This window comes from Streptomyces sp. CNQ329 (genome assembly GCF_000482585.1).
In genome coordinates this window covers 285009-305664 of sequence record NZ_KI519460.1, presented here as the reverse complement: position 1 = coordinate 305664, position 20656 = coordinate 285009, and the positions used below count along the sequence as shown (strand labels likewise).

General features: G+C 75.4%; 15 protein-coding genes. 8 read left to right on the top strand and 7 right to left on the bottom strand.

The features are described from left to right. Positions 1 to 153: 153 nt before the first annotated feature. Both I003_RS0130855 and I003_RS0130850 read right to left on the bottom strand, forming a co-directional pair. Positions 154 to 2658 carry a GH116 family glycosyl-hydrolase gene (locus I003_RS0130855; protein ID WP_027774944.1) on the bottom strand — a complete coding sequence of 835 codons (2505 nt, stop codon included), beginning with the start codon at positions 2656 to 2658 and terminating at the stop codon, positions 154 to 156. Between the two features lie 207 nt (positions 2659 to 2865). Beyond that, complete coding sequence (locus I003_RS0130850) at positions 2866 to 3852, bottom strand: sensor histidine kinase (RefSeq protein ID WP_027774943.1); 987 nt, start codon at positions 3850 to 3852, stop codon at positions 2866 to 2868. Positions 3853 to 4009: 157 nt separating this feature from the next. Between I003_RS0130850 and I003_RS0130845 the strand changes: the two genes are divergently transcribed. Together I003_RS0130845 and I003_RS0130835 are read left to right on the top strand one after the other, a co-directional pair. Then, a complete protein-coding gene (locus tag I003_RS0130845; protein ID WP_027774942.1) occupies positions 4010 to 5422 on the top strand; it encodes a hypothetical protein in 1413 nt (470 codons plus the stop codon). A gap of 289 nt (positions 5423 to 5711) precedes the next feature. Continuing rightward, positions 5712 to 6710, top strand: coding sequence for an alpha/beta hydrolase (locus I003_RS0130835; protein WP_027774941.1), 999 nt, complete (start codon positions 5712 to 5714; stop codon positions 6708 to 6710). A 25-nt stretch (positions 6711 to 6735) separates the two neighbouring features. Here I003_RS0130835 and I003_RS0130830 read toward each other — a convergent pair whose 3' ends face one another. Continuing rightward, positions 6736 to 7986 (bottom strand): helix-turn-helix domain-containing protein, encoded by a 1251-nt coding sequence (locus tag I003_RS0130830; protein WP_027774940.1) that lies wholly within the window; start codon positions 7984 to 7986, stop codon positions 6736 to 6738. Positions 7987 to 8012: 26 nt separating this feature from the next. Here I003_RS0130830 and I003_RS0130825 point away from each other — a divergent pair, with 26 nt between their 5' ends. Then, positions 8013 to 8990, top strand: coding sequence for an extracellular catalytic domain type 1 short-chain-length polyhydroxyalkanoate depolymerase (locus I003_RS0130825; RefSeq protein WP_486584484.1), 978 nt, complete (start codon positions 8013 to 8015; stop codon positions 8988 to 8990). Between the two features lie 39 nt (positions 8991 to 9029). Here the strand turns inward: I003_RS0130825 and I003_RS0130820 are convergent, their stop codons facing one another. After that, complete coding sequence (locus I003_RS0130820) at positions 9030 to 9641, bottom strand: TetR/AcrR family transcriptional regulator (RefSeq protein WP_027774938.1); 612 nt, start codon at positions 9639 to 9641, stop codon at positions 9030 to 9032. A gap of 89 nt (positions 9642 to 9730) precedes the next feature. On the opposite strand from I003_RS0130820, the gene I003_RS0130815 reads away from it, so the two are divergent. Beyond that, positions 9731 to 11143, top strand: coding sequence for an MFS transporter (locus I003_RS0130815; protein WP_027774937.1), 1413 nt, complete (start codon positions 9731 to 9733; stop codon positions 11141 to 11143). 115 nt (positions 11144 to 11258) lie between these two features. Here I003_RS0130815 and I003_RS0130810 read toward each other — a convergent pair whose 3' ends face one another. Then, positions 11259 to 11921, bottom strand: a complete 663-nt coding sequence (locus tag I003_RS0130810; protein ID WP_027774936.1) for a response regulator transcription factor — start codon at positions 11919 to 11921, stop codon at positions 11259 to 11261. A gap of 272 nt (positions 11922 to 12193) precedes the next feature. On the opposite strand from I003_RS0130810, the gene I003_RS0130805 reads away from it, so the two are divergent. Further along, on the top strand, positions 12194 to 12667 hold the full coding sequence (locus tag I003_RS0130805; RefSeq protein ID WP_026276345.1) for a cation:proton antiporter regulatory subunit: 474 nt from the start codon (positions 12194 to 12196) through the stop codon (positions 12665 to 12667). A gap of 4 nt (positions 12668 to 12671) precedes the next feature. Then, positions 12672 to 14048, top strand: coding sequence for a cation:proton antiporter (locus I003_RS0130800; protein ID WP_027774935.1), 1377 nt, complete (start codon positions 12672 to 12674; stop codon positions 14046 to 14048). On the opposite strand, the gene I003_RS0130795 is transcribed toward I003_RS0130800, so the two are convergent. Next, entirely contained in the window at positions 13988 to 15187 is a 1200-nt protein-coding gene (locus I003_RS0130795) for a PP2C family protein-serine/threonine phosphatase (protein ID WP_027774934.1), read from the bottom strand. The two genes, I003_RS0130800 and I003_RS0130795, sit on opposite strands and share 61 nt — an antisense overlap. Before the next feature lie 185 nt (positions 15188 to 15372). After that, entirely contained in the window at positions 15373 to 17187 is a 1815-nt protein-coding gene (locus I003_RS0130790) for an ABC-F family ATP-binding cassette domain-containing protein (protein ID WP_027774933.1), read from the bottom strand. Between the two features lie 395 nt (positions 17188 to 17582). On the opposite strand from I003_RS0130790, the gene I003_RS0130785 reads away from it, so the two are divergent. Next, complete coding sequence (locus I003_RS0130785; protein WP_486584483.1) at positions 17583 to 18437, top strand: hypothetical protein; 855 nt, start codon at positions 17583 to 17585, stop codon at positions 18435 to 18437. Continuing rightward, positions 18437 to 20644, top strand: coding sequence for a bifunctional serine/threonine-protein kinase/ABC transporter substrate-binding protein (locus I003_RS0130780; RefSeq protein ID WP_027774931.1), 2208 nt, complete (start codon positions 18437 to 18439; stop codon positions 20642 to 20644). Before I003_RS0130785 ends, I003_RS0130780 begins: the two co-directional genes overlap by 1 nt. Positions 20645 to 20656 lie beyond the last annotated feature (12 nt).

Here is a 20656-nt window from a genome sequence, read left to right as displayed (position 1 = left end):
TCGATTTCTTGCCTGATGGCCAGCCATGCAAGCAGCGCGTCACCGCGGGGGTCAAGAGGTGTGCACGCGGAATCCGCGGGGCGGCCGCCCCGTACGGGCGCTCGCGCCCGTACCGGAGCCGGCGCCGGCTTCCGTACGGGACGGCCCCCTCGGCTACGCGGGCGGAAGCGCGGTGCCGCCCTCCGCGCCCGCGGCGACGGCGCGCAGCCGGACCGCGAGGGGCCCCCGGCTCTCCTCGTCGACCGACTCCCAGACCGCCTCCGCCGTGACCCCGTCCGGGACCGCGGTAACGTGCACGACACCCACGTGACCTCCGGCGACGACCGGCCACCTGCCCGGCAGCGGGTCGAGTTCGACGGTCCCGGCGCCGGCGTCCACGACGGTCCGCGGCCAGGCGTGCGCCAGCCCGAACGAGGCCATGGAGCGCACGTAGTGGTTGCCGCACTCCACCTCGTTGAACGGGTTGCGCGCCCGCCCGTCATAGCGGTCCCGGACGTCCGCCACCACGTGCTCGGCCGCGTCCCGGTCGCCCTGCGCGGCGAGCCCGAGCGCCGCGGTGTACTCCACGCCCGTCCATACCTCGTTGCAGTACGGAAACGGTCGTGTCGGCCGGCCACCGTGGGGATACGTACAGTTCAGCAGCCCGTGCTCGTCGCCGAGCGCGAAGGTGCGCAGATGATTCATGTGCGAGTGGAACTCTCCGCGGTGGTTGTGCCGCAGCACGCTGCGCAGCGCGGTCGCGGTGTGCTCCGGATCGAGCCGGTCGTCGAGGCCGCAGAGCACGGCGAGCGTGTGACCGGCGAGCTGGTCGCCCATGCAGCCGGGGCCGATCTGCAGGTCGGGGTCGACGAGGTCGTCGGAGCCGACGTCGGGGTTGTCGCCGTCGTAGCGGATACGCAGGCCGTCGGCGATGTTGTCGGCGGAGCCGGCGGGCAGCACCTTCTGCTCGTAGTACGCGCCGTTGAACAGTTCCGCGTCGGTCCGGGCCGCGCCGCCTGCCAGCACCTCCGCGCAGGTGCCGGCGAAGTCGTGGTCGCCGAGCGCGCGCGCCATGCGCTCGCAGGCGGCGAGCGCGGCCAGGTACCAGGACTGGTTGATCCCGCTCGGCCCGTAGTACTCGACGTCGCTCGTGCTGTGCTGGCAGCCCTCCATCAGCCCGTCGCGGTCCGCGTCCCAGCCCCGCGGGATCCAGGCGAACGCAAGCGCCCGGCGCGCGCCCGGCCACAGCCGTGCCAGCAGGTCGTCGCGGCCGGTCAGCCGCCAGGTGCGGTAGAGCCGGACGAGGGCGCCCATCTGCCCGTCGGCGGCGGCGATCCGCCAGCCGGTGCCCGCGCGCTCCAGCGGCAGCCCGGCGCGGAAGCTCATCATGCCCCGCTCGTCCAGCGCGTGGACGAACTCGACCTCGCGCATCGTCCAGGCCAGGTCGGGGAAGAGCTGCTCCAGCGCGTACTGGTAGTTCCACACGTGCGTACAACTGCCGTGGCAGCTCCCGTGGTCGGGGTTGCCGCCCTCCCAGGCCAGGAACGTGCCGTCGGCGATGCGGAAGCAGGTCTGTGTCTTCAGCACCGCGGCGTTGGAGAGCACCGCGTCCTTGACGGCGGGCGGCAGGCTGGAGGTCGTGACGGCCTCGGCGTAGGCGCGGGTCCGGCGCTCGTGGCCGGCCAGCCGGGGCACGAGCCGGCGGACCACGTCGGCAGCGTCCGCGTAGCGGGTGGCGTAGTGGTTGCCGACGACGTCGGCGCTGTGGCCGTAGTCCGGCGGGCCCTGGAAGCGGTGGCTCCAGCCGCGGCGGTGCGGGAAGTGCCAGGCGACGACGAAGGTGAACTCCCGCTCGGCGCCCGCGGGCAGGCGGTCGGAGACCACGAGGGAGCCGGTGGGCACGCGGGCGCCCTCGGCGGGCTCGCCGAGCCGGCCGTCGGCGGTGAAGTCGTCCCAGAAGTCCAGCAGCGAATCACCCCAGGAACGGCGCGCCCAGGTCAGCCGGTGGCTGGTGACGGGCCCGCCGAGGGCGGCGAGGGCCAGGGTGCCCCAGCTCTCGGCGTCCTCGGCGACCTCGGTGGTGCGTCCGGCCAGCACGGTGGCGCCGTTCACGTCGAGGCGGTCGAAGACGTTGCCCGCGGGCAGGCCGCCGGTGGGGTGGCGGCCCGCGACGTGCTGGAGGTTGCCGCAGACGTCGACGGCCAGCTCCTCGGCGCCGGTGTTGCGCAGGCGCACCCGGTAGATGAGCGCGGGGATGCCGCTGGCTTCGGCGTCGCCGGGGACGAGCGGGTTGAAGACCCGTACCGTCGCCTCCACCGGCAGGCCGGGGTCGGTCAGCCGCACCTGGCCGAAGGGGTAGGCGGCGGCGAACTCACCCTCACGGAAGCGGGGCAGGCCGTGCAGTGCGGACGGGCTGCCGCTGTGGCCGGCGTACTCGGCGGGCAGCAGGGCCGATTCGAGGACGCGGGTGAACGTCCCGGCGGCGCCCTCGGCGCGCATGCAGAAGAACGAGTCGGGGGTGAAGCCCTTGGCCGGGCGGTTGAACAGCTCCCAGTCGAGCAGGTGGCCGCGTCCGCCGAAGCCGATGGAGCCGGTGCCGATGCCGCCGACCGGCATAACGATGTGGGCGAGCCGCTCGCCCCGGTAGCGGCGGACCACCGGCCAGGGGGTGTCGTGCATGGTTCCTCGTTTCCTCGGGTGCCGGTGCGGGCGCCCGGGACGTACGGGGGTGCCCGCTGGTACGGGGACCGTAGTCGAAATCGATTTCATCCGGCAGGTGTCGTACGGGGATGATCGCGGCGGTGCGAGGTGGGCCGGGGCTGCACCGGGCCCGGGAGCATCTGTGGCCGGGCCCGGACTCCGGTCCGGGCGGCCCGGTCCCGGCCGCTAGCGCCGCACCGCGGGCGGCTCCGGCGCCTCGCCGCGGGGCCGCCCGGGCTCCGGAACCGTGAGCACCACCTGCGTGCCGCCGCCCGGCGCGAGCGTCACGTCCAGCGCCGCGCCGATGAGCAGCGCCCGCTCGCACATCCCGCGGATCCCGGCGCCCTCGCGGGCGGCGCCCATGCCGCGGCCGTCGTCGGTGACGCGCAGTTCCACCCCGTCGCCGGTGCACACGAGGCTCAGCCCGACCCGGTCCGCCGCGGCGTGCCGGACGACATTCGTGAGGGCCGCCTGCGCGACGCGGTAGAGGACCAGCTCCACGTCCGGGTCCAGCGGCGGCAGGCCCGGATCGATGCGGCGGTCGACGCGTATCCCCGTGTGCCCGTCCAGGTCCCTGCCCAGCGAGGTCAGCGCGCTGACCAGGCCCAGGTCCTCCAGCACCCCGGGCCGCAGCCGGCGGGCGAGCCTTCGCACCTCCTCCAGGCTCTCCCGGGTGGTCTCCTGTGCCCGCTCCAGATCGCCGCGGAGCGCCTCCGGCACGCGCTCGCCGACGCGCTTCAGCTCCAGCAGCACGGTGGTCATGCTCTGCCCGACCTCGTCGTGCAGCTCCTGCGCGATGCGCCGCCGCTCGGCCTCCTGTGCGGACAGCGCACGCCCGGTGCTGGCCGCGCGCTCGGCCTCCAGCCGGTCGAGCATCGCGTTGAACGCGCTGATGAGGTCGGCGATGTCGCCGGCGCCCGGCACGGCGAGCCGCTGGCCGGGGCGGAGCAGGTCGACGGTGTTCATCAGCCCGGTGAGACGTTCGAGGGGCGCGAGGCCGACGCGCAGCAGCGCGGCGTTGGCGACGAGCATGACGGTCACGCCCGCCACGAGCACCAGGGCCTCGGCGAGCAGGACCGACGAGGAGACGGTCACGGGCGCCAGCATCAGCACGCCGGCGGCCGTGCCGAGCACCAGGGCGTTCAGCCCGAAGATCCGCCAGAACAGGGACACGGGGCGGGGCCTCCTCGATTCGTACGCTGCGTACCACTATGGGCGATCGACGGCCGCCGGCTGCGGCAGGGCCGGTTGCGGGAGGGGTTCACGCGGGCATAGTAAGCGGTTACTTTCCGGGTGGGACGAGTCGTACGGCTCCGGAGGAGGCAGTGCCATGGGTCCTGTAAGCGGCGGCCGAAGGCCGCGTCTCGTGCTCCTCGTCGCGCTGCTCGCGACGCTCCTCGCCGGGCTGCCGGCGCTGCCCGCGGGTGCGGCGGCGACCGCCCGGCCGCCGTCGGCCCGGGTCGTGCCCGTCGACTGGACGGACTTCGGCGAAGGGCTGCCGCCCGGCGCGGACGCCGCGCGGCTGCGCGCGATCCTGGTCAACGCCAACCGCTACGCGCTGACGACCTGGTACGACGAGCGCTTCGCGGGCCAGGGCGGCGAGGGCCTGCTCGACCTCGGCGGCACCACCGAGCACGACGTGCGCCCCGTCGCCGCCGAGGCGTTCGCGCTCGCCGCCTCGCTGGCCACGGGCGCGTACGACGCGGAGGGCACCGGCGTCGCCGAGCCGCACGCCCGCGCGACAGCCGTGCGGCTGCTGACCTCCGTGGCCGGGCACCACCGCGCCACCGAGGCGGGCGGCTGGGGCGACGAGTGGCAGAGCGCCTTGTGGGCGGCGATGGCCGGGTTCGCCGGCTGGCTGCTGTGGGACGACCTGACGCCCGCGGAGCGGGAGGGGGTGCGCGCCATGACCGAGGACGAGGCGGACCGGTTCCTGGGCTACGACGTCCCGTACTGGAAGGACCGGGACGGCGTCGAGCAGACCCCCGGCGACAGCAAGGCCGAGGAGAACTCCTGGAACGCGATGCTGCTCCAGGTCGCCACCGCGATGATGCCCGGCCACCGCAACGCGCCCGCCTGGCGGCAGGCGAACCTGGAGCTGATGATCTCCGCCTTCGCCCGCCCCTCCGACCTCGGCAGCCGGCGGGTGCTGCACGGCAGGCCGGTGTCCCGCTGGGTCGGCGGCTGGAACGCCGAGGAGGACGGCCTCGTCGTCAACCACGGCATCGTCCACCCCGACTACATGGCCACCGCCGTGCAGAACACCCACGCCGTCCTCACGTCCGCGCTCGCCGGCCAGCCGGCGCCCCGCGCGGCGCTGCACAACTTCGACGTCGTCTACGCCGCCCTCACCGACCGGGAGTTCACCAGCCCGCCGTACGCCGCGCCGGGAGGGACGATGTACATGCGCGGCTCGGACGAGATCTACTTCCCGCAGGGCACGAGCTGGGGCCCGTCGCGGCGGATGGACTTCGTCGCGATGGACGTGGTGGCGCGGGAGCTGCGGCTCGACGGCCTGGCGGGCGCCGGCGGCGCGTACTGGGAGCGGCTGCACGCGGGCCGCGCGCTGGCGATGCAGCAGCGCCACCCGGACGGCCGGACGTACGCGCCGGAGGACGCGGACCCGTACCAGGGCCGGGAGGAGTGGGTGGCGATGCACGCGGGCTGGGCGTATCTGACGCGCTGGCTGGTGCACCAGGACGCGGTACGGATCACGAACAGGGCGTACGCGGGCGGAGGCTGACGACCGGGGTTCTCCGGGCACGCACCCGGCCCGGGCCGGCGTATCGGGGGATGCATGCGGGCCGAAGGCCGGCGCTCCGGCGCCGGCCCGGTGGCCGGGCGGACGTCCACCCGCCCGGCCGCCGGGCCGCGGCGCGCGGTCACGCCCGCGGGCTCCGCCACGCGGCGCACGGTCGTCGGGTGCGGGCCGCGGCTTTCCCGACGGGCGTCTGCTGTCCACCGCCGCCGCCGCATGACACCGTGCCAAGCGCACCGGCACCCGCAGGCCCCCACACGGACGGGATCCGCGCATGCGCTACGCCTTCGACCCCGAACTCGCCGCGGCGGTCGCGCTGATGGCCGAGGTCGACCTCGTGGACCTCGGCGCCGCGCGCGCCGCGCAGGCGGCCGAGCTGGCCGCCGCGCCCGCGGCCGACGAGTCGGGCGTGGTCGTCCGGGAGGTGCTCGCGCCGGGCTTCGCGGAGGGCGGGCCGAAGGTGCCGCTGCGGGTCTACCAGCCCGCCACGCCCGCGCCCGCCGGCCCGCTGCCCGCCGTGTACGCGCTGCACGGCGGCGGCTTCGTCCTCGGCTCGCCGCAGGTCGACCACGACACCCTGCTCCGGTTCTGCCGGGAACTGCCCGCCGTGGTCGTCGCCGCCGACTACCGCCTCGCGCCCGAGCACCCCTACCCCGCCGCGCTCGACGACTGCCGCGCCGGCCTGTGGTGGCTGGCCGGGAACGCGACCGGGCTCGGCGTCGACCCGGCCCGTATCGGTCTGTGGGGCGACAGCGCGGGCGCCGGTCTCGCGGCGGGGCTCGCGCTGCTGACCCGCGACCGCGGCGGCCCGGCGATCCGCTGCCAGCACCTCCAGAGCCCGGCACTCGACGACCGCCTGAGCACGCCCAGCGCCCGCACGTTCACCGACACCCCGGTGTGGAACCGCCGCAACGCCCGGCTGAGCTGGGAGGCGTACCTCGGTCCCGGTGTGCCGGGCTCGCCGGAGGTGCCCCCGTACGCGGCGCCGGCCCGGGCCACGGACCTGGCCGGGCTGCCGCCGGCGTCCGTGGCGGTGATGGAGTTCGACCCGCTGCGCGACGAGGCCGTCGCGTACGCGGAGGCGCTGACGGCCGCGGGTGTGCCGACTCGGCTGCGCTTCTATGCGGGCACGTTCCACGGCGCGGTGGGGGTGACCCACGCCCCTGTGGCCCGGCGGATCCTCGCCGACGCCGTGACCGCGCTCCGGGCGGGTCTGGCGACGGGCGGGGCGGACGGCACGGCCGCGGACGAGCGCGGCGGCGGGCAGGGGTGACGCCGATGTCCCCCGCCGCGCGGCGTCAGTCGCCGGCGGTGTTCGCCAACCGCCAGGCGTACAGGGCGAGCCGGGCGCGCAGCCGGTCGTCCGGCTCGCGCAGCCGGACGCCGAGCGCCGCCTCCGCACGGGCCAGCCGGGCCGCCACGGTGCTGTGGTGCAGGTGCAGTTCAGCGGCGGCCCGGCGCAGGGAGCCGGTGCGGCAGAAGGCGTCCAGCGCCGCGATGCCCGACTCGCCGCCCTCGCGCGCGGCGAGTGCGGTCAGTGCCCGTACGCCCGGGTCCGCGCGCAGCCGGTCGGCCGGCACCTCGGCGAGCAGCGCGAGCGGGCCGAGCGCGTCGTGGTCGACCACCGTCTCCCCGGGGCCGCCGGAGCCGGCGAACCGCAGCGCGGTGCGGGCCTGTGCCCAGGAGACATGGGCCCGTACGGGCGACACCCCGCCTCCGACCCCGAACCGCGCCGCACGCGGCGGCGACGGGGCCCCCTCCCCCGACTCCGCGCGGTCCCCGTCCCCCGCGCCGCGCGCCGCCCCGCTCCTCCGGTCCTGGCCCCGTCCCCGTTCCGCCGCCGCGGCCGACAGGTCCCTCGCCACGTCTCCCGTCGCGGTCGCGCCGCCCTCCGATGTCTGCACCAGCACCGCCGCCAGCGCGTCCATCGCCGCTATCCGCACCGTCGCGCCCGGAGCCCCGCGCGCGAGCAGCGCGACCGCCTCCACCCCCGCGTCGGCCTCCCCGCCGCCGGACACCGCGACCACGCGCAGCGGCCGTTCGGGGCTGAGGCCGAGCAGCCGCAGGGCGCGCACGCGGTCCTCGACGGCCTCCCGTTCGGAGAGCACGGTCTCCACCAGCGCGGGATCGGCGACGTGCGGCGGGCGGGGGGCGCGCGGCGGGCCCATGCCGGCCGCCAGCGCCATCCATTCGAGGACCAGGTCGTCCAACGGGCCCGGCCCGCCGTCCCGTTCGAGCCATACGCACCCCGCGGGGGCCAGCGACCGCCGTCCCGAGACCGGATCGGCTCCGCCGGACGCCTCGGGCGGCCCGTCGCACGGCAACCGGGCGCCGTCCGGCCCGAAGCGCAGTGCCCGGCCGGCCCGGCCGGTCGCCTCCGCCTGCCCGGAGAGCCCCGCGGGGCAGCCCGCCAGCGCGGCGGTCGACCGCACCAGCACCTCGGGGTCGACGGACCCGCCGCTCAACAGCGCCTGGAAGTGGGCGATCACGCGCACCGCCGCGGCGGCGTCCGCGTCCAGAGACGAAAGCCGCACCAGCAGACCCTTCACACACGCAGTCTAGAAAGGGCATGGACATGTTCACCAGAGCCGCAGCCCAACCCGCAGCTCCCCCACCCCCCACCCGCCGCCGGGCGCGCCCGCTGCACGCCGCGCTGCTCGGCTGCGTCCTCGCCCTCCTCGCCGCCCTGTCGCTCAGCGCACCGCCGCAGGCGTCCGCGGCGACGCTCCGCGAGGTGACGAACTTCGGCAACAATCCCAGCAACCTGCGCATGCACCTCTACGTGCCGGACAACGTCCGCCCGCAGCCCGCGGTGCTCGTGGCGATCCACTACTGCACGGGCTCCGGCCCCGCGTTCTACTCGGGCACGGAGTTCGCCCGGCTCGCGGACCAGTACGGCTTCATCGTCATCTACCCGTCCGCCACCCGAAGCGGCCAGTGCTTCGACGTCTCCTCGCCGCAGGCGCTGCGCCGCGACGGCGGCAGCGACCCGGTCGGCATCAACTCGATGGTGCAGTACGTGCGCGCCAACAACGGTGCGGACCCGGACCGCACGTTCGTCACCGGCGCCTCGTCCGGCGCGATGATGACCAACGTGATGCTCGGCAACTACCCCGACGTGTACAAGGCGGGCGCGGCGTTCTCGGGCGTGCCGCACAGCTGCTTCGCCACCACCGACGGCTCCGGCTGGAACAGCGCGTGCGCCAACGGCCAGATCATCCGCAGCCCGCAGCAGTGGGGCGACCTGGTACGCGGCGCGTACCCCGGCTACTCCGGCCCGCGCCCGCGAATGCAGGTCTGGCACGGCACCAACGACACCACGCTGCGCTACCCCAACTTCGAGGAGGAGATCAAGCAGTGGACCGACGTCCACGGCGTGGGCCAGACCCCGTCCATGACCGACAGCCCGCAGTCCGGCTGGACCCGCACCCGCTACGGCGGCACGGGCGAGCAGGCGCCCGTGGAGGCGATCAGCCTCCAGGGCGTGGGCCACTCGCTGCCGATGTCCGGCATGGCCGAGCGCGCCATCGTGTTCTTCGGCCTCAACACCTAGTACGCGTCCGCTAGCTATGCGCCGCGAGGTCTCCGCGGGCTACGCGCCGGGCGCGGCCGGTGCCGCCAGCACCGACAGCACCGACGTCGTGACCACCTCGGAGACCTCGCCCGGCGCCAGATCCAGCCGCCCGGCGCGCACCTCCTCCGCGGCGCCGTGCAGGATGTGCTGTGCGACACCGACGAGCCAGGCGGTCGGCATGTCGGTGCGGAAGACGCCCTGGTCCTGGCCGCGGCGGACGAGTTCCTCGACGCGCGCGGCCGGACCGGCGTGCAGCTCCCGCACCCGGCCGGCCGGCAGCACGTCCTGGGCGGCGGTCAGCAGCGCCGCCGACTCCGCCACCAGCGCCCAGCTCGACGCCAGCAGCCGGCGCATCGCCTCGTACGCGTCGCCCGTCAGGTCCACGGCGGCCAGCCGCCGGTCGCCGTCCTCCACCGCGTCCCGGAAGGCGGCGTCGACCAGCTCGGCGCGGGTCTTGAAGTGCCCGTAGAGGGTCATCCGCCCCACGCCCGCCGCCTTGGCGATCTCGTCGGTCGTCGCGTTCGGGTCGGAACCCAGCCGCTCGCGGGCGGCGGCGACGATGCGGGCGATGCTGCGCTCGGCGTCGGCCCGGCGGCGGGGGCGCTCGCCGGGGCGGGGGGAGGCGCTCATGCGGGCCACCCTAACTCGTACGGGAATGTTTGCGTTACAGTCCTCCGTGAGAACTCGTACATCTACGTACGAGATACCGGAGGGCACTGATGGCTTCGCACGACGAGGTCGGGCAACCGACGAAGGACGGGCGGCACCCCGCCCGCTGGCGCATCCTCGGCTTCCTCGGGGTCGCGCAGCTCATGCTGATCCTCGACGTCACGGTGGTGGCCATCGCGCTCCCGCACATCGGGGCCGACCTCGGGCTCGGCCGGGCGGCGGTGACGTGGACGGTCAGCGCCTACACACTGACGTTCGGCGGCCTGATGCTGCTCGGAGGGCGGATCGCGGATGTGATCGGCCCCAAGCGGGTGGTCCTCGCCGGGCTGCTCGTCTTCACCGCGGCGTCCCTGACCACGGGGCTCGCCGAGTCGGGCGGCACGCTGGTCGGCGGGCGCATTGCGCAGGGCGCCGGCGCGGCGCTGCTCTCGCCCGCGGCCCTGTCGCTGGTGGTCACGCTCTTCGAGGGCGAGGAACGGAACAAGGCGCTGGGCGTCTGGTCCGCACTCGGGGGCGGCGGCGCGGCGCTCGGCGTCCTCCTCGGCGGGCTGCTGACCGCGGGTCCCGGCTGGCCGTGGGTCTTCTACGTCAACGTGCCCATCGGGCTCGTCATCGTCGCCGTGCTCGCGGTGCTGCTGCCGGCGCGCCCGGCCCCCGCGGAGCGGCCCCGGGTGGACCTCCTCGGCGCGGCGCTGGTGACCGCGTCGACGGCGACGCTGATCTACGGGCTCATCGACGCCGGCGAACGCGGCTGGCTCACCGCCCGGACCGCGGGGCTCGTCCTGCTCACCGCCGCCGGCTACCTGGTGTTCACGATCTGGCAGCGGCGTGCCCGCAGCCCGCTGATGGACGTGCGGCTGCTGGCCCGGCGGCCGGTGGCCACGGGCGCGTTCCTCATCCTGATGGCGACGGCGCTGATGGTGGCGGTGTTCTTCCTGGGCACGTTCTACTACCAGCACACCCGCGGCTACGGTGCGCTGCACACCGGGCTGCTCTTCCTTCCCGTCGCGTTCGCCGCCATGGTGGGGGCCGACCTGACGGGCCGGCTGATCGGCCGGACGGGCGCGCGGACGCCCGCCATCGCCGCGCTCACCGCCGCGGCGGCCGGGCTCGCGGTCCCCGCCGTGTCGATCCGGCCGGTGACGGTCGCGATCGGCGTGACCGTCGCGGCGCTGGGCACGGGCGCGATGTTCGTGGTCGCGTCGGCGACGGCGCTGGGACGGGTGGCACCGCACGAGGCGGGGATCGCCTCCGGCATCGTGAGCACCTTCCACGAGTTCGGCGCCTCGCTGGGTGCCGCGGTGGTCTCCAGCGTGGCGGCGGCGAGCCTCGTCGGCAGCACGCTGGAAGGGTTCACGGAGGCGTTCACGGTGACGGCGGTCGCGGCGGCGGTGTCGGCGGCGGTGGCGGGGGCGCTGATCCCGGGACGGGCCGCGCCCGCGGCTGCCGAGCCGGCGGCTTGAGCCGGCCGGGCGCGCCGGGACCGGCGGGGGTGCGGCCGGGGGCCGTACCCCCGCCGGTCCCGCGGCACGGGGCACGGGGCCGGCGCGCCGGCCGCCGCGCACGCCCGGCGCGGCGTCAGGGCTCGATCAGGCCCACCCGGATCGCGTACCGCGTCAGCTCCAGCCGGTCGCGCATGCCCAGCTTCTGCAGCAGGTTGGCCCGGTGCCGCTCCACCGTCTTCGCGCTGATGACCAGCAGGTCCCCGATCTCCTTGGAGGTGTGCCCCTCCGCGACGAGCTTGAGGATCTCCTCCTCCCGCTCCGTGATCGGCCGGGCCGGCAGCGGGTCGCCCTGGCGGGCGCGGTCGAGGTAGCGGCGGATGAGGGCCGTCTCCGCGCCCGGGTAGATGAACGGCTCGTCGCGCAGTGCCGCCCGGCACGCCTCGACGAGGTCCCGGTCGGCGACGGACTTGGGCACGTAGCCGGCGGCGCCGGCCTTCAGCGACTCGAAGAAGTACTGCTCGTTGTCGTACATCGTCAGGATGAGTATCCGCAGCCCGGGCCGGACGCGGGACAGCTCGCGCGCGGCCTGCAGACCCGTCAGCCGGGGCATCGCGACGTCCAGGATGGCCAGGTCCGCCTCGGTCCCGTCGCGGACGAGGGCGACGGCCTCGGCACCGTCGCCCGCCTCCGCGGCGACGGTCAGGTCGGGCTCGGCGTCGAGGATGAGCCGGATCCCGCGGCGCACGAGCGCGTGGTCGTCGGCGAGAAGGACGCGGGCCTTGACCGCTCGGTTCATTCGGGGCTTCCCTGGTGACGGTGGACGCAGCCGGCGGGACCGGGCCTGACCGGGGCTGCGGCCGGCGGAGAAGACTACCGTCCCGGCACTGATGGTGGCCCGGCCGTGGCGGGGTTGTCCATCCGTGCTGACACCCATGTTCCCGCAGTACGGCGGGATGGCACGATGTGCGCTGCGCCGCGCGGGGGGATCGGCTGCCCGAAACCCGGGGCCGCGGACGCGCGACACTCAAGCCGGAGTCGGAAAGGGGACAGGCCGTGCCTGCTCCAAGGATGAGCACCACACCGCTGCCTGGGATCGGCGTGAAGTACGACCTCACCACGCGTGCACAGAAAAAGCACCTGTCGGTGATCGCGCACCGGGACGGCACCCGGTCGATCAATGTCTACCGCTCGGACGACCCGGACGCCTGCGCGCAGTCGCTCCATCTGAACGGCGCCGAGACGGCGGCGCTGATCGACGCGCTCATGCCCTCGCACCACAGTCCGAACCTGCTGCACACGACCGACCTGGGGCTGGTCGCCGAGCGCGTCGAGCTGTCGGCCACGTCGTACTGGAACGGCCGGGTGCTCGGCGAGACCCGCATCCGTACCGAGACGGGGGCGTCGATCGTGGCCGTGCTGCGGCGCGCGGAGGCCATCCCCTCCCCCACCCCGGACTTCCGGTTCGCCGGCGGCGACACGCTCATCGTGATCGGCACGCGCGAGGGCATCGAGGCGGCCGCGGCGCTGCTCGGGAGGGAGTGAGCGCTTGCACTCCCAAGCTGTTTTCCTCATCGAGTTCGGCGCCATCATCCTCGGGCTCGGTCTGCTCGGGCGGTTCGCGGGCCGCTTCCAGTTCTCTCCGATCCCTCTCTACCTGCTGGCCGGGCTCGCCTTCGGCGAGGGCGGGCTGCTTCCGCTCGGCGCCAGCGAGGAGTTCGTGGCGATCGGCGCCGAGATCGGCGTCATCCTGCTGCTGCTCATGCTCGGCCTGGAGTACACGGCCAGCGACCTGGTCTCGAACCTCAAGACCCAGTACCCCGCCGGGGTCGTCGACTTCACCTTCAATGCCCTGCCGGGTGCCGTCATGGCGCTGCTGCTGGGCTGGGGCGGCGTCGCCGCCGTGGTGCTGGCCGGCGTCACCTGGATCTCCTCCTCCGGCGTCATCGCCAAAGTCCTCGGCGACCTCGGCCGGATCGGCAACCGAGAGACGCCGGTGATCCTCAGCGTGCTGGTGCTGGAGGACCTGGCGATGGCGATCTATCTGCCGATCGTCACCGCGCTCGTCGCCGGCGTCGGCATCGCGCAGGGCAGCGCCACGCTGGCCATCGCGCTCGGCGTGGCAGGTGCGGTGCTCTTCGTCGCCGTCCGCTACGGGCGGCTGATCTCCCGCTTCGTCTCCAGCGACGACCCGGAGAAGCTGCTGCTCGTCGTCCTTGGCATGACGCTGCTGGTCGCCGGTCTGGCCCAGGAGCTCCAGGTGTCGGCGGCGGTCGGCGCGTTCCTGGTGGGCATCGCCCTGTCGGGCGAGGTCGCCGAGGGCGCGCACAACCTGCTCAGTCCGCTGCGCGACCTCTTCGCCGCGGTGTTCTTCGTCTTCTTCGGCCTGCACACCGACCCCGAGTCGATCCCGCCGGTGATCCTTCCGGCGCTGGCGCTGGCGGGCGTGACGGCGCTGACGAAGATCGCGACGGGCTACTGGGCGGCGAAGCGCGCGGAGATCTCGGTGAAGGGCCGCTGGCGGGCGGGCGGCACGCTGGTCGCGCGGGGCGAGTTCTCCATCGTCATCGCGGGGATCGCGGTCACCGCCGGCGTCGAACCGGACCTGGGGCCGCTGGCGACGGCGTACGTGCTGGTGCTGGTCATCGTCGGACCGCTGGCGGCGCGGTACACGGAGCCGGTCGCACTGGGGGTGACGGCGTGGCGCGAGGCACGGCTGGCGGACCGGGAGGCGCGCGCGGCGCAGGCCGCAAAGGCCGCCGGGGCGGCGGACGGCGCCGGCGACGGGCACCCGGACTCCGGCTCGCCCCGCGGCGAGGACGCATCGCCGGACGCCGATGAGGCCGGGGTGCCGCGGCTGCCGGCTCAGCGGAGCGAGACGGCCCCGGCCGAGGACGAGCGCTCCCCCGGCAGCGGCGGCGTGTAGCGCAGCAGGACGAGGGCGGAGTCGTCGTCGAGTTCGCCGCCGCAGTAGACGCGCACGTCGGCGTTGAGCGCGGCGAGGACCTCCGCGGGCGCGTCGCCGGGGCCCAGACAGGCGGCGTATCGCGGGACCAGCGGGTAGAACTCGCCCGCGGCGTTGCGGGCCTCCAGGACGCCGTCGGTCACGAGGAGCAGTTCGTCGCCGGGAGCGAGAACCAGCTCGGTGGTCCGCGCGGGGCCGGCGGAGGCCCGGGCCGCGAGGGGGTCGATCGCGGGGTCGGTGGCGGGGACGACGCCGGAGCCGCGGCCGGATTCGGGTGCCGGGTCTGCTTCCGGTGCCAAGGTGCTCGACAGCCCGAGGCCCAGCGGCGGGTGGGCGGCGACGGGGGCCTCGCGCACCTCGCCCGCGACGGTGCGGACGAGGGGCGCGGGGTGCCCGTACGACAGGAGCGTGCACCGGCCGCCGGTGGTGACCTCCACGAGCAGCACGGTCACGAAGTCCTCGGGCCCCGCCTCGCGCAGCACGCTGTGCTCCATCCGGCGGGCGATCAGCGGCAGGTCCCGCTCGTCGTGCGCGACCGCGCGGAAGACGCCGAGCGCGCCGCCGCTGATGCGCACGGCGGGCAGCCCTTTGCCGCGTACGTCGCCGATCACGGCCCGCAGCCCGGAGCCGGTACCCACCACGTCGTACAGGTCGCCGCCGACCTGCGCGTCGTGCGCGGCGGACGCGTAGCTGGCGGCGACGGCGAAGGGACCCACGTGACGGGGCGGCAGCGGCAGCAGCGCCCGCTGCACCACGTCCGCGATCCGCTGCGCCCGCGCAAGCCGCTTCTCCCGGTCGACGCGCACCGCCTGGAGGACCAGCCCGAGCACGGTGGCGCCGATGACGGCGATGAACCGGGCGAAGAACTGGGCCTGCCCGGCGTCGTGGTTGTACCAGCTCAGGAATCCGGCCAGCACCACCCCGAGTGCCCCGGCGACGACCACGGCGATCCGCCCGCCGTTCACCGCGACGAGCACGGGGATGACGGAGAACAGCGCCCCGAGCGAGTGCCCCTCGGAGGTCACGATGTCGGCGAAGGTGATGACGACGAAGAGCGTCGCCACGAACCACCGGGACGAGACGAACGTGGCGGCGGACATGCCCCCAGCATGCGCGGCGCGAGCCTCACCGCCGAGGCGGCCCGCCGACGCGGTACCCCCAGCGGAGGGCGCGGCGGGATCGCGGGGCGCCCGGCGGCGGCCGGCCCGGCGGCCGGCGGGCCGCCGCCGGGCGGGCGAGGTCCTCGCGGCGGCGCCGGGACCGGAGCGGCCACGGCCGGCGGGTGTCACCCGGATGGATGCGGGGTACCGGCGTGGAGCTGCAGACGGGTGCCGGTGAAGCGCGCGCGCATGCGGCGGTCGTGGGTGACCACGACCAGGGCGCCCGCGTAGTGGGCGAGAGCCTGCTCCAGCTCCTCCACGAGCGCGGGCGACAGGTGGTTCGTCGGCTCGTCCAGGAGCAGCAGATCGACCGGTTCCGCGATGAGCCGCGCGAGGTCGATGCGCCGGCGCTGCCCGTACGACAGCTCGGCCACGCGCACCCGCAGGTCCGCCGGGCGGAACAGGCCGTACGACAGGAGTTGCGCGGCGTGCTCGTCCGGGGTGCCGGGGCGGTCGGCGGCGAAGGCCCGCAGCACGGTGGCGCCGGGCGGCCACGCGGTCTCCTCCTGCCGCAGATGCCCCACCCTGCCGGGCACCCGCGCCACCCCGGAGTCCGGGCTCAGCTCACCGGCGAGGACGCGCATGAGTGTGGTCTTCCCGGCCCCGTTGGGGCCGGTCACCAGCAGCCGCTCGGTGGCACCGAGCCGCAGCGAGGGCACCCGCAACCGGTCCCCGACGACGACGTCCGCCAGCTCCGCGGCGGGAGCCGGCTCCGCCGGGGCGGAGGCCGCCGGCCGTACCGGTACCGCACCCCCGCCCGCGGCGGCCGGCGTGGCGCCACCGGCCGGAGCGGCCGGCGCCGTATCCCCGCGTGCCGCGGAACCGCCCCGCCCGTCCGTCCCCACGCCCGCGGCCGGGGCCGCGTCTTTCCGCTCCCCCGTGTCCGCGGCGTGCTCCTTCCCCGGCGCCGGCCGGGCCCGGAACACCAGCGGCTGCGGCGGGGGCGGGACCGGGTTCGCGGTGAGGCGGGCCACGCGTTCCTTTGCGTTGCGGATACGGCCCGCCGCGCCATGGCCCCGGCTGCGGGTGCGGAACGCGCCGTGGCCGAAGACCGCCAGCGGCTGTGACCGCGGGATCGCCGCGAGCCGGGTGCCGGCGGCCCGGGCAAGGCGGCGGCTGCGGTCGAGTTCGGCGCGCCACTCCTCGTACTCACGGTGCATGCGGGCGCGTTCCGCCGCCTTCGCGGCGAGGTAGCCCTCGTAGCCGTCGCCGTGGCGGGTGACCCGGCCGGCGTCGACTTCCAGGACCGTCGTCGTCAGCCGTTCCAGGAACAACCGGTCGTGGGTGACGGCGACGACGGTGCCGCGGTGGGCGCGCAACTCGTCCTCCAGCCAGGTGACCGCCCGGTCGTCCAGGTCGTTGGTGGGCTCATCCAGCAGCAGGACCTCCGGGCGGGCCGCCAGCGTCGCCGCAAGGGCGAGGCGGGAGCGTTCACCGCCGGACAAGGTGCCGAGGCGGCGGTCGCGGGCAAGGTCGGGGAGGCCGAGGCCGGCGAGGGCGGCGTCCACGCGGCTGTCCGCACGGTAGCCGTCGCGGGTCTCGTACTCCTCGACGAGCCTGCCGTACGCGGCCAGCGCCGCGTCCAGCGGCGCACCCGGCGCCGCCCCGGCGAGGGCGTACTCGGCCCGCCGCAGCGCGGCTTCGAGCGTGCGGAGTCCGGCGAGCGCCGTGTCGACCGCGTCCTGGACGGTGGCCTGCGGCGGCAGGTCGAGGCTCTGCGGCAGATGGCCGAGGCCGCCGGGCGCGACCAGGGTCGCCTCGCCCGCGTCGGGCGCGGTCCGGCCGGCGAGGAGCCGCAGCAGCGTCGACTTGCCGGAGCCGTTGTCCCCGATGACGCCGGCCTTCTCGCCGGGGCGGACGGTGAGCGTCACGTCGGCGAGGACGACGCGCTCGCCGTAGCTCTTGGTGACGTGGTGGAGGGAGAGTTGTGCGGTGGTCATAGGTGGGTGCCCCTGTTCCCGGCCGTGGCCGTTCGCGACGGATCGAGGACGGGTCCGTACGCGAGGACGCGCCGCGGCGCCGCGAAGGGAGCGGGGAGGCGGGACTCGCGCACGGACGGGCGCGACGGCGGCGGAGCGTGGCTCTACGCGGTCGTGCGCCCGGCGGTGATCACAGCGTTCCCATGCCGTCAACGTACGGCATACCGGCCGGGGACGGCAACGTCGTTCCCGCACGGGGACGGCGGCCCCCGGGCCTTGTAGAGTTCACGATGACGACGATGCCGCTCCGGTGTCCGGTGGAACCGCCGGGTGCCGGAGCGGCATCCGTATGGATGGCCGCCCCGCGGCGTTCGTTCGCCGGTTCGGGTGGCCGGGGAGGGCAGGGGGTGGGAGTCATGGCATACGGCAGACGTATGCGCCGGCGGGGTGTTCCCGCGGCGTTATTCGCGGTGCTGGTCGCGGGCGCCGCGGCGTGCGACAGCGGTGGCGGGCCCGGGGGCGGGGGAACCGCGAGCACGAGCGCGGATGTGAAGGCGGACGAGCCGCCCGCGCCGGCACCGACGCCGGAGGCCGACCCGGACAGGGTCCCGCGCACCGCGGCGCAGGCGCGCCGGCTGGTCGAGGACGTCCTCGCCGAGCCGGAGCACTTCGGGCCGGACACGGTACGGGCGACGCCCTACGAGAGCGATCCCGCGCGCTGGACCGTGCTCACCGAGGACTGCGCGTGGCGTACGGGGCATCTGCCGGACGACGTACTGGCCACACGCACCCGCTACTTCGAGATACCGGCCGCCGACGGCAGGGGCCCCGTCGCGCTGTCCGCCACCGTCACCGTGCACCGTACGGCCCTCGACGCGGCGTGGGAGCAGGCGCGGATGCTGGAGGAGGCCGTCGGCTGCCCGGAACAGACGCTGCGGCCGGGTGAGCGGCTCACGGGCCTGACGTCGCTGGCGCTCGCGCGCGGCGAAGGCGCCAACGAGACGAGCGACGACACGCTCTCCGAACGCGGCGAGTGCATCAGCGACAGCCGGGGCGGACCGTACCCGTACACGTGGGACCAGTCGACGTTCGGGCCCGTGGTGGTCGGGGTGTCCGTCTGCGGCGGGGAGAAGATCTCCGCCGCCGATCTGGCGGGAACGAGCGTCGAGCCCATGGTGACGATGATGCAGCGGGCCCAGGGCGCCGTCGGCCGCGAGGACACGGACGGCAAGAGCGGCGCGGGCTCCCCGGGGACGAAGGAGGACGGCTGATGGAGCGGTTGCTTCCCACCGACCCCGCGCACCTGGGCGGGAACCGGCTGCTGGGCCGGCTCGGCGCCGGCGGCATGGGCGTGGTCTACCTCGCCCGCACCCGGGCCGGAACACTGGCCGCGGTCAAGGCCATCCAGCCCGAATACGCCGAACGGCCCGAGTTCCGGGCCCGCTTCCGCCGCGAGGCGGCATCGGCGCGCCGGGTCGCCAGCCCGTGGGTGGTGCCCGTGCTCGACGCCGACACCGAGGCCGAGGCGCCGTGGCTGGCGACGGCGTTCGTGCCGGGCCCGGCACTGGCCGAGGCGGTCGCGGCATGCGGCCCGCTGCCGGAGCACAGCGTACGGGTGCTGGGCAAGGTGCTGGCGCGCGCGGTCGCCGCGGTGCACGACGCCGGCCTGGTCCACCGCGACCTCAAGCCCGGCAACGTGCTGCTCGCGCTCGACGGGCCGCGGCTCATCGACTTCGGCATCGCCCGGCCCACGGCGGCCGGGGAAACGGAGCTGACGTCGGCCAGCATGGTCGTCGGCACGCCCGGCTTCCTCTCCCCCGAGCAGGCCCGGGCGCGACAGGTCGGGCCCGCGAGCGATGTCTTCTCGCTGGGGTGCGTGCTGGCGTACGCGGCCACCGGCCGGCCGCCGTTCGGCACCGGCGCCGCGGACGCGCTGCTGTACCGCACGGTGCACGACGAGCCGGATCTCGACGGCATCGGGGACGACGAGCTGCGGGCGCTTCTCGTGCGGTGTCTGGCCAAGGAGCCGGGGGAACGGCCCTCCGCGCCCGAACTCGACGCCGGGCTGGAGGCGGACGCGCCGGAGAGCGACATCGACTGGCTGCCGGACGCGGTGGTACGAATGGTCGCCGAGCGGTCGGCGGAAATGCTGCACCTGCCCGGCATCGAGCCCACCGAGGTCTCGGCCGCACCGGTGGGGAGCGCGGGGGACGCGGACTCCGGCGGCGTGGACACCACCGTCGGCGCGGACTCCGCCGGCCCCGGCCGCCGCCGGGTCCTGGCGCTGGCCGGGGGCGGTGCCGTGCTCCTCGCCGCGGGCGGCGGCGCCGGGCTGTGGGCGGCGCTGCGTGACGACGACGAGCCGTCCTCGTCGAGGGTGCGCGGACCGGTCCGTAAGGTGGGGCTGCACGCGGATCTGACGGGGCCGCAGAAGGCGGCCGGGACGGCCCAGGAACGGGCCGCCCGGCTGGCGGTGGAGCAGTTCAACGCCCGGGAGAGCAGGCCGTTCACGCTGGCGCTTGCCGTCGTCGACGACCGCGGCGAACCCGGCCGTGCGCTGAGCGTGGCGCGGGGGCTGGTCGGCGACCGCGAGGTGCTCGCGGTCCTCGGTCCCACCGGCTACGGCTCCGCGCAGGCGGCGCTGGACGCGTACGAAGGCGCGGGGATGCCGCTGCTGACGGTGTCGGAGGGGTCGTTCAGCGCCGCGCAGGCGGCGCTGATCGGGGAGCCGAAGGCCTACTTCCACACCACGGCTCTCGGCGTACGGGCCGCCTTCACCACCGTGTACACGATGCTGAGCCAGGGCTCGGCCCACGTGGGCCTCCTCGCCGACCGGGCGGGGGCCATCCGTGGCCTGGAGCACAGCAGCATCGCGCACGACGCGGCCGAAAGCGCGGAGTCGGGGCTGTACCTGCGCGTCGTCCCCGCCCTCGCGGGCGACGACGCGCTGGGCCCGGTCGTCGCCGACATCCTCGACCACGATGTCGACGGCTTCTACTACACCGGCACGCCCGATCGGGCCGCGGCCGTCGCGCGCGAGCTGGCGCAGCGGGGCTTCGAGGGGCCGCGGTTCCTCGACGAACCCGCGGCGACCGGCCGGTTCACGTCCGCGGCGGCCGACGCGGCGGAGGGCTGGCAGGCACTGACCCCGTACATCGGCGCGGACGCCGATCCGGTACGGGACTTCGCGACCGCGTACCGCGAGCGGTTCGACGCCGCGCCGGCGCCGTGGGCGGCGGAGGCGTACGACGTCACAAGGCTGATCGCCGACCGGCTGACCGCTCTGGCGCGGAAGGGCAAGCGCAGGCCGGCGCGCGCGGCGCTGGCCGGGGCGCTGGCGGCGGCCCGGTTCGAAGGGCTGACGACGACGTACAGCTTCGACGACCAGAGGCAGATCGAGCAGGGGAAGATCCACCACCACCGGGTCGAGGGCGGCCGGTTCGGCTACGTCGGTCCGGTGGCGCTCCCCGGCTCCTGACGGGGAGGGGCG

Excerpts from the sequence above, each read along its gene's own strand:
- I003_RS0130855 (WP_027774944.1), bottom strand. The coding sequence starts at position 2,658 with ATGCACGACACCCCCTGGCCGGTGGTCCGCCGCTACCGGGGCGAGCGG.
- I003_RS0130845 (WP_027774942.1), top strand. The coding sequence starts at position 4,010 with ATGGGTCCTGTAAGCGGCGGCCGAAGGCCGCGTCTCGTGCTCCTCGTC.
- I003_RS0130835 (WP_027774941.1), top strand. The coding sequence starts at position 5,712 with ATGCGCTACGCCTTCGACCCCGAACTCGCCGCGGCGGTCGCGCTGATG.
- I003_RS0130825 (WP_486584484.1), top strand. The coding sequence starts at position 8,013 with ATGTTCACCAGAGCCGCAGCCCAACCCGCAGCTCCCCCACCCCCCACC.
- I003_RS0130820 (WP_027774938.1), bottom strand. The coding sequence starts at position 9,641 with ATGAGCGCCTCCCCCCGCCCCGGCGAGCGCCCCCGCCGCCGGGCCGAC.
- I003_RS0130815 (WP_027774937.1), top strand. The coding sequence starts at position 9,731 with ATGGCTTCGCACGACGAGGTCGGGCAACCGACGAAGGACGGGCGGCAC.
- I003_RS0130810 (WP_027774936.1), bottom strand. The coding sequence starts at position 11,921 with ATGAACCGAGCGGTCAAGGCCCGCGTCCTTCTCGCCGACGACCACGCG.
- I003_RS0130805 (WP_026276345.1), top strand. The coding sequence starts at position 12,194 with ATGAGCACCACACCGCTGCCTGGGATCGGCGTGAAGTACGACCTCACC.
- I003_RS0130795 (WP_027774934.1), bottom strand. The coding sequence starts at position 15,187 with ATGTCCGCCGCCACGTTCGTCTCGTCCCGGTGGTTCGTGGCGACGCTC.
- I003_RS0130790 (WP_027774933.1), bottom strand. The coding sequence starts at position 17,187 with ATGACCACCGCACAACTCTCCCTCCACCACGTCACCAAGAGCTACGGC.
- I003_RS0130785 (WP_486584483.1), top strand. The coding sequence starts at position 17,583 with ATGGCATACGGCAGACGTATGCGCCGGCGGGGTGTTCCCGCGGCGTTA.
- I003_RS0130780 (WP_027774931.1), top strand. The coding sequence starts at position 18,437 with ATGGAGCGGTTGCTTCCCACCGACCCCGCGCACCTGGGCGGGAACCGG.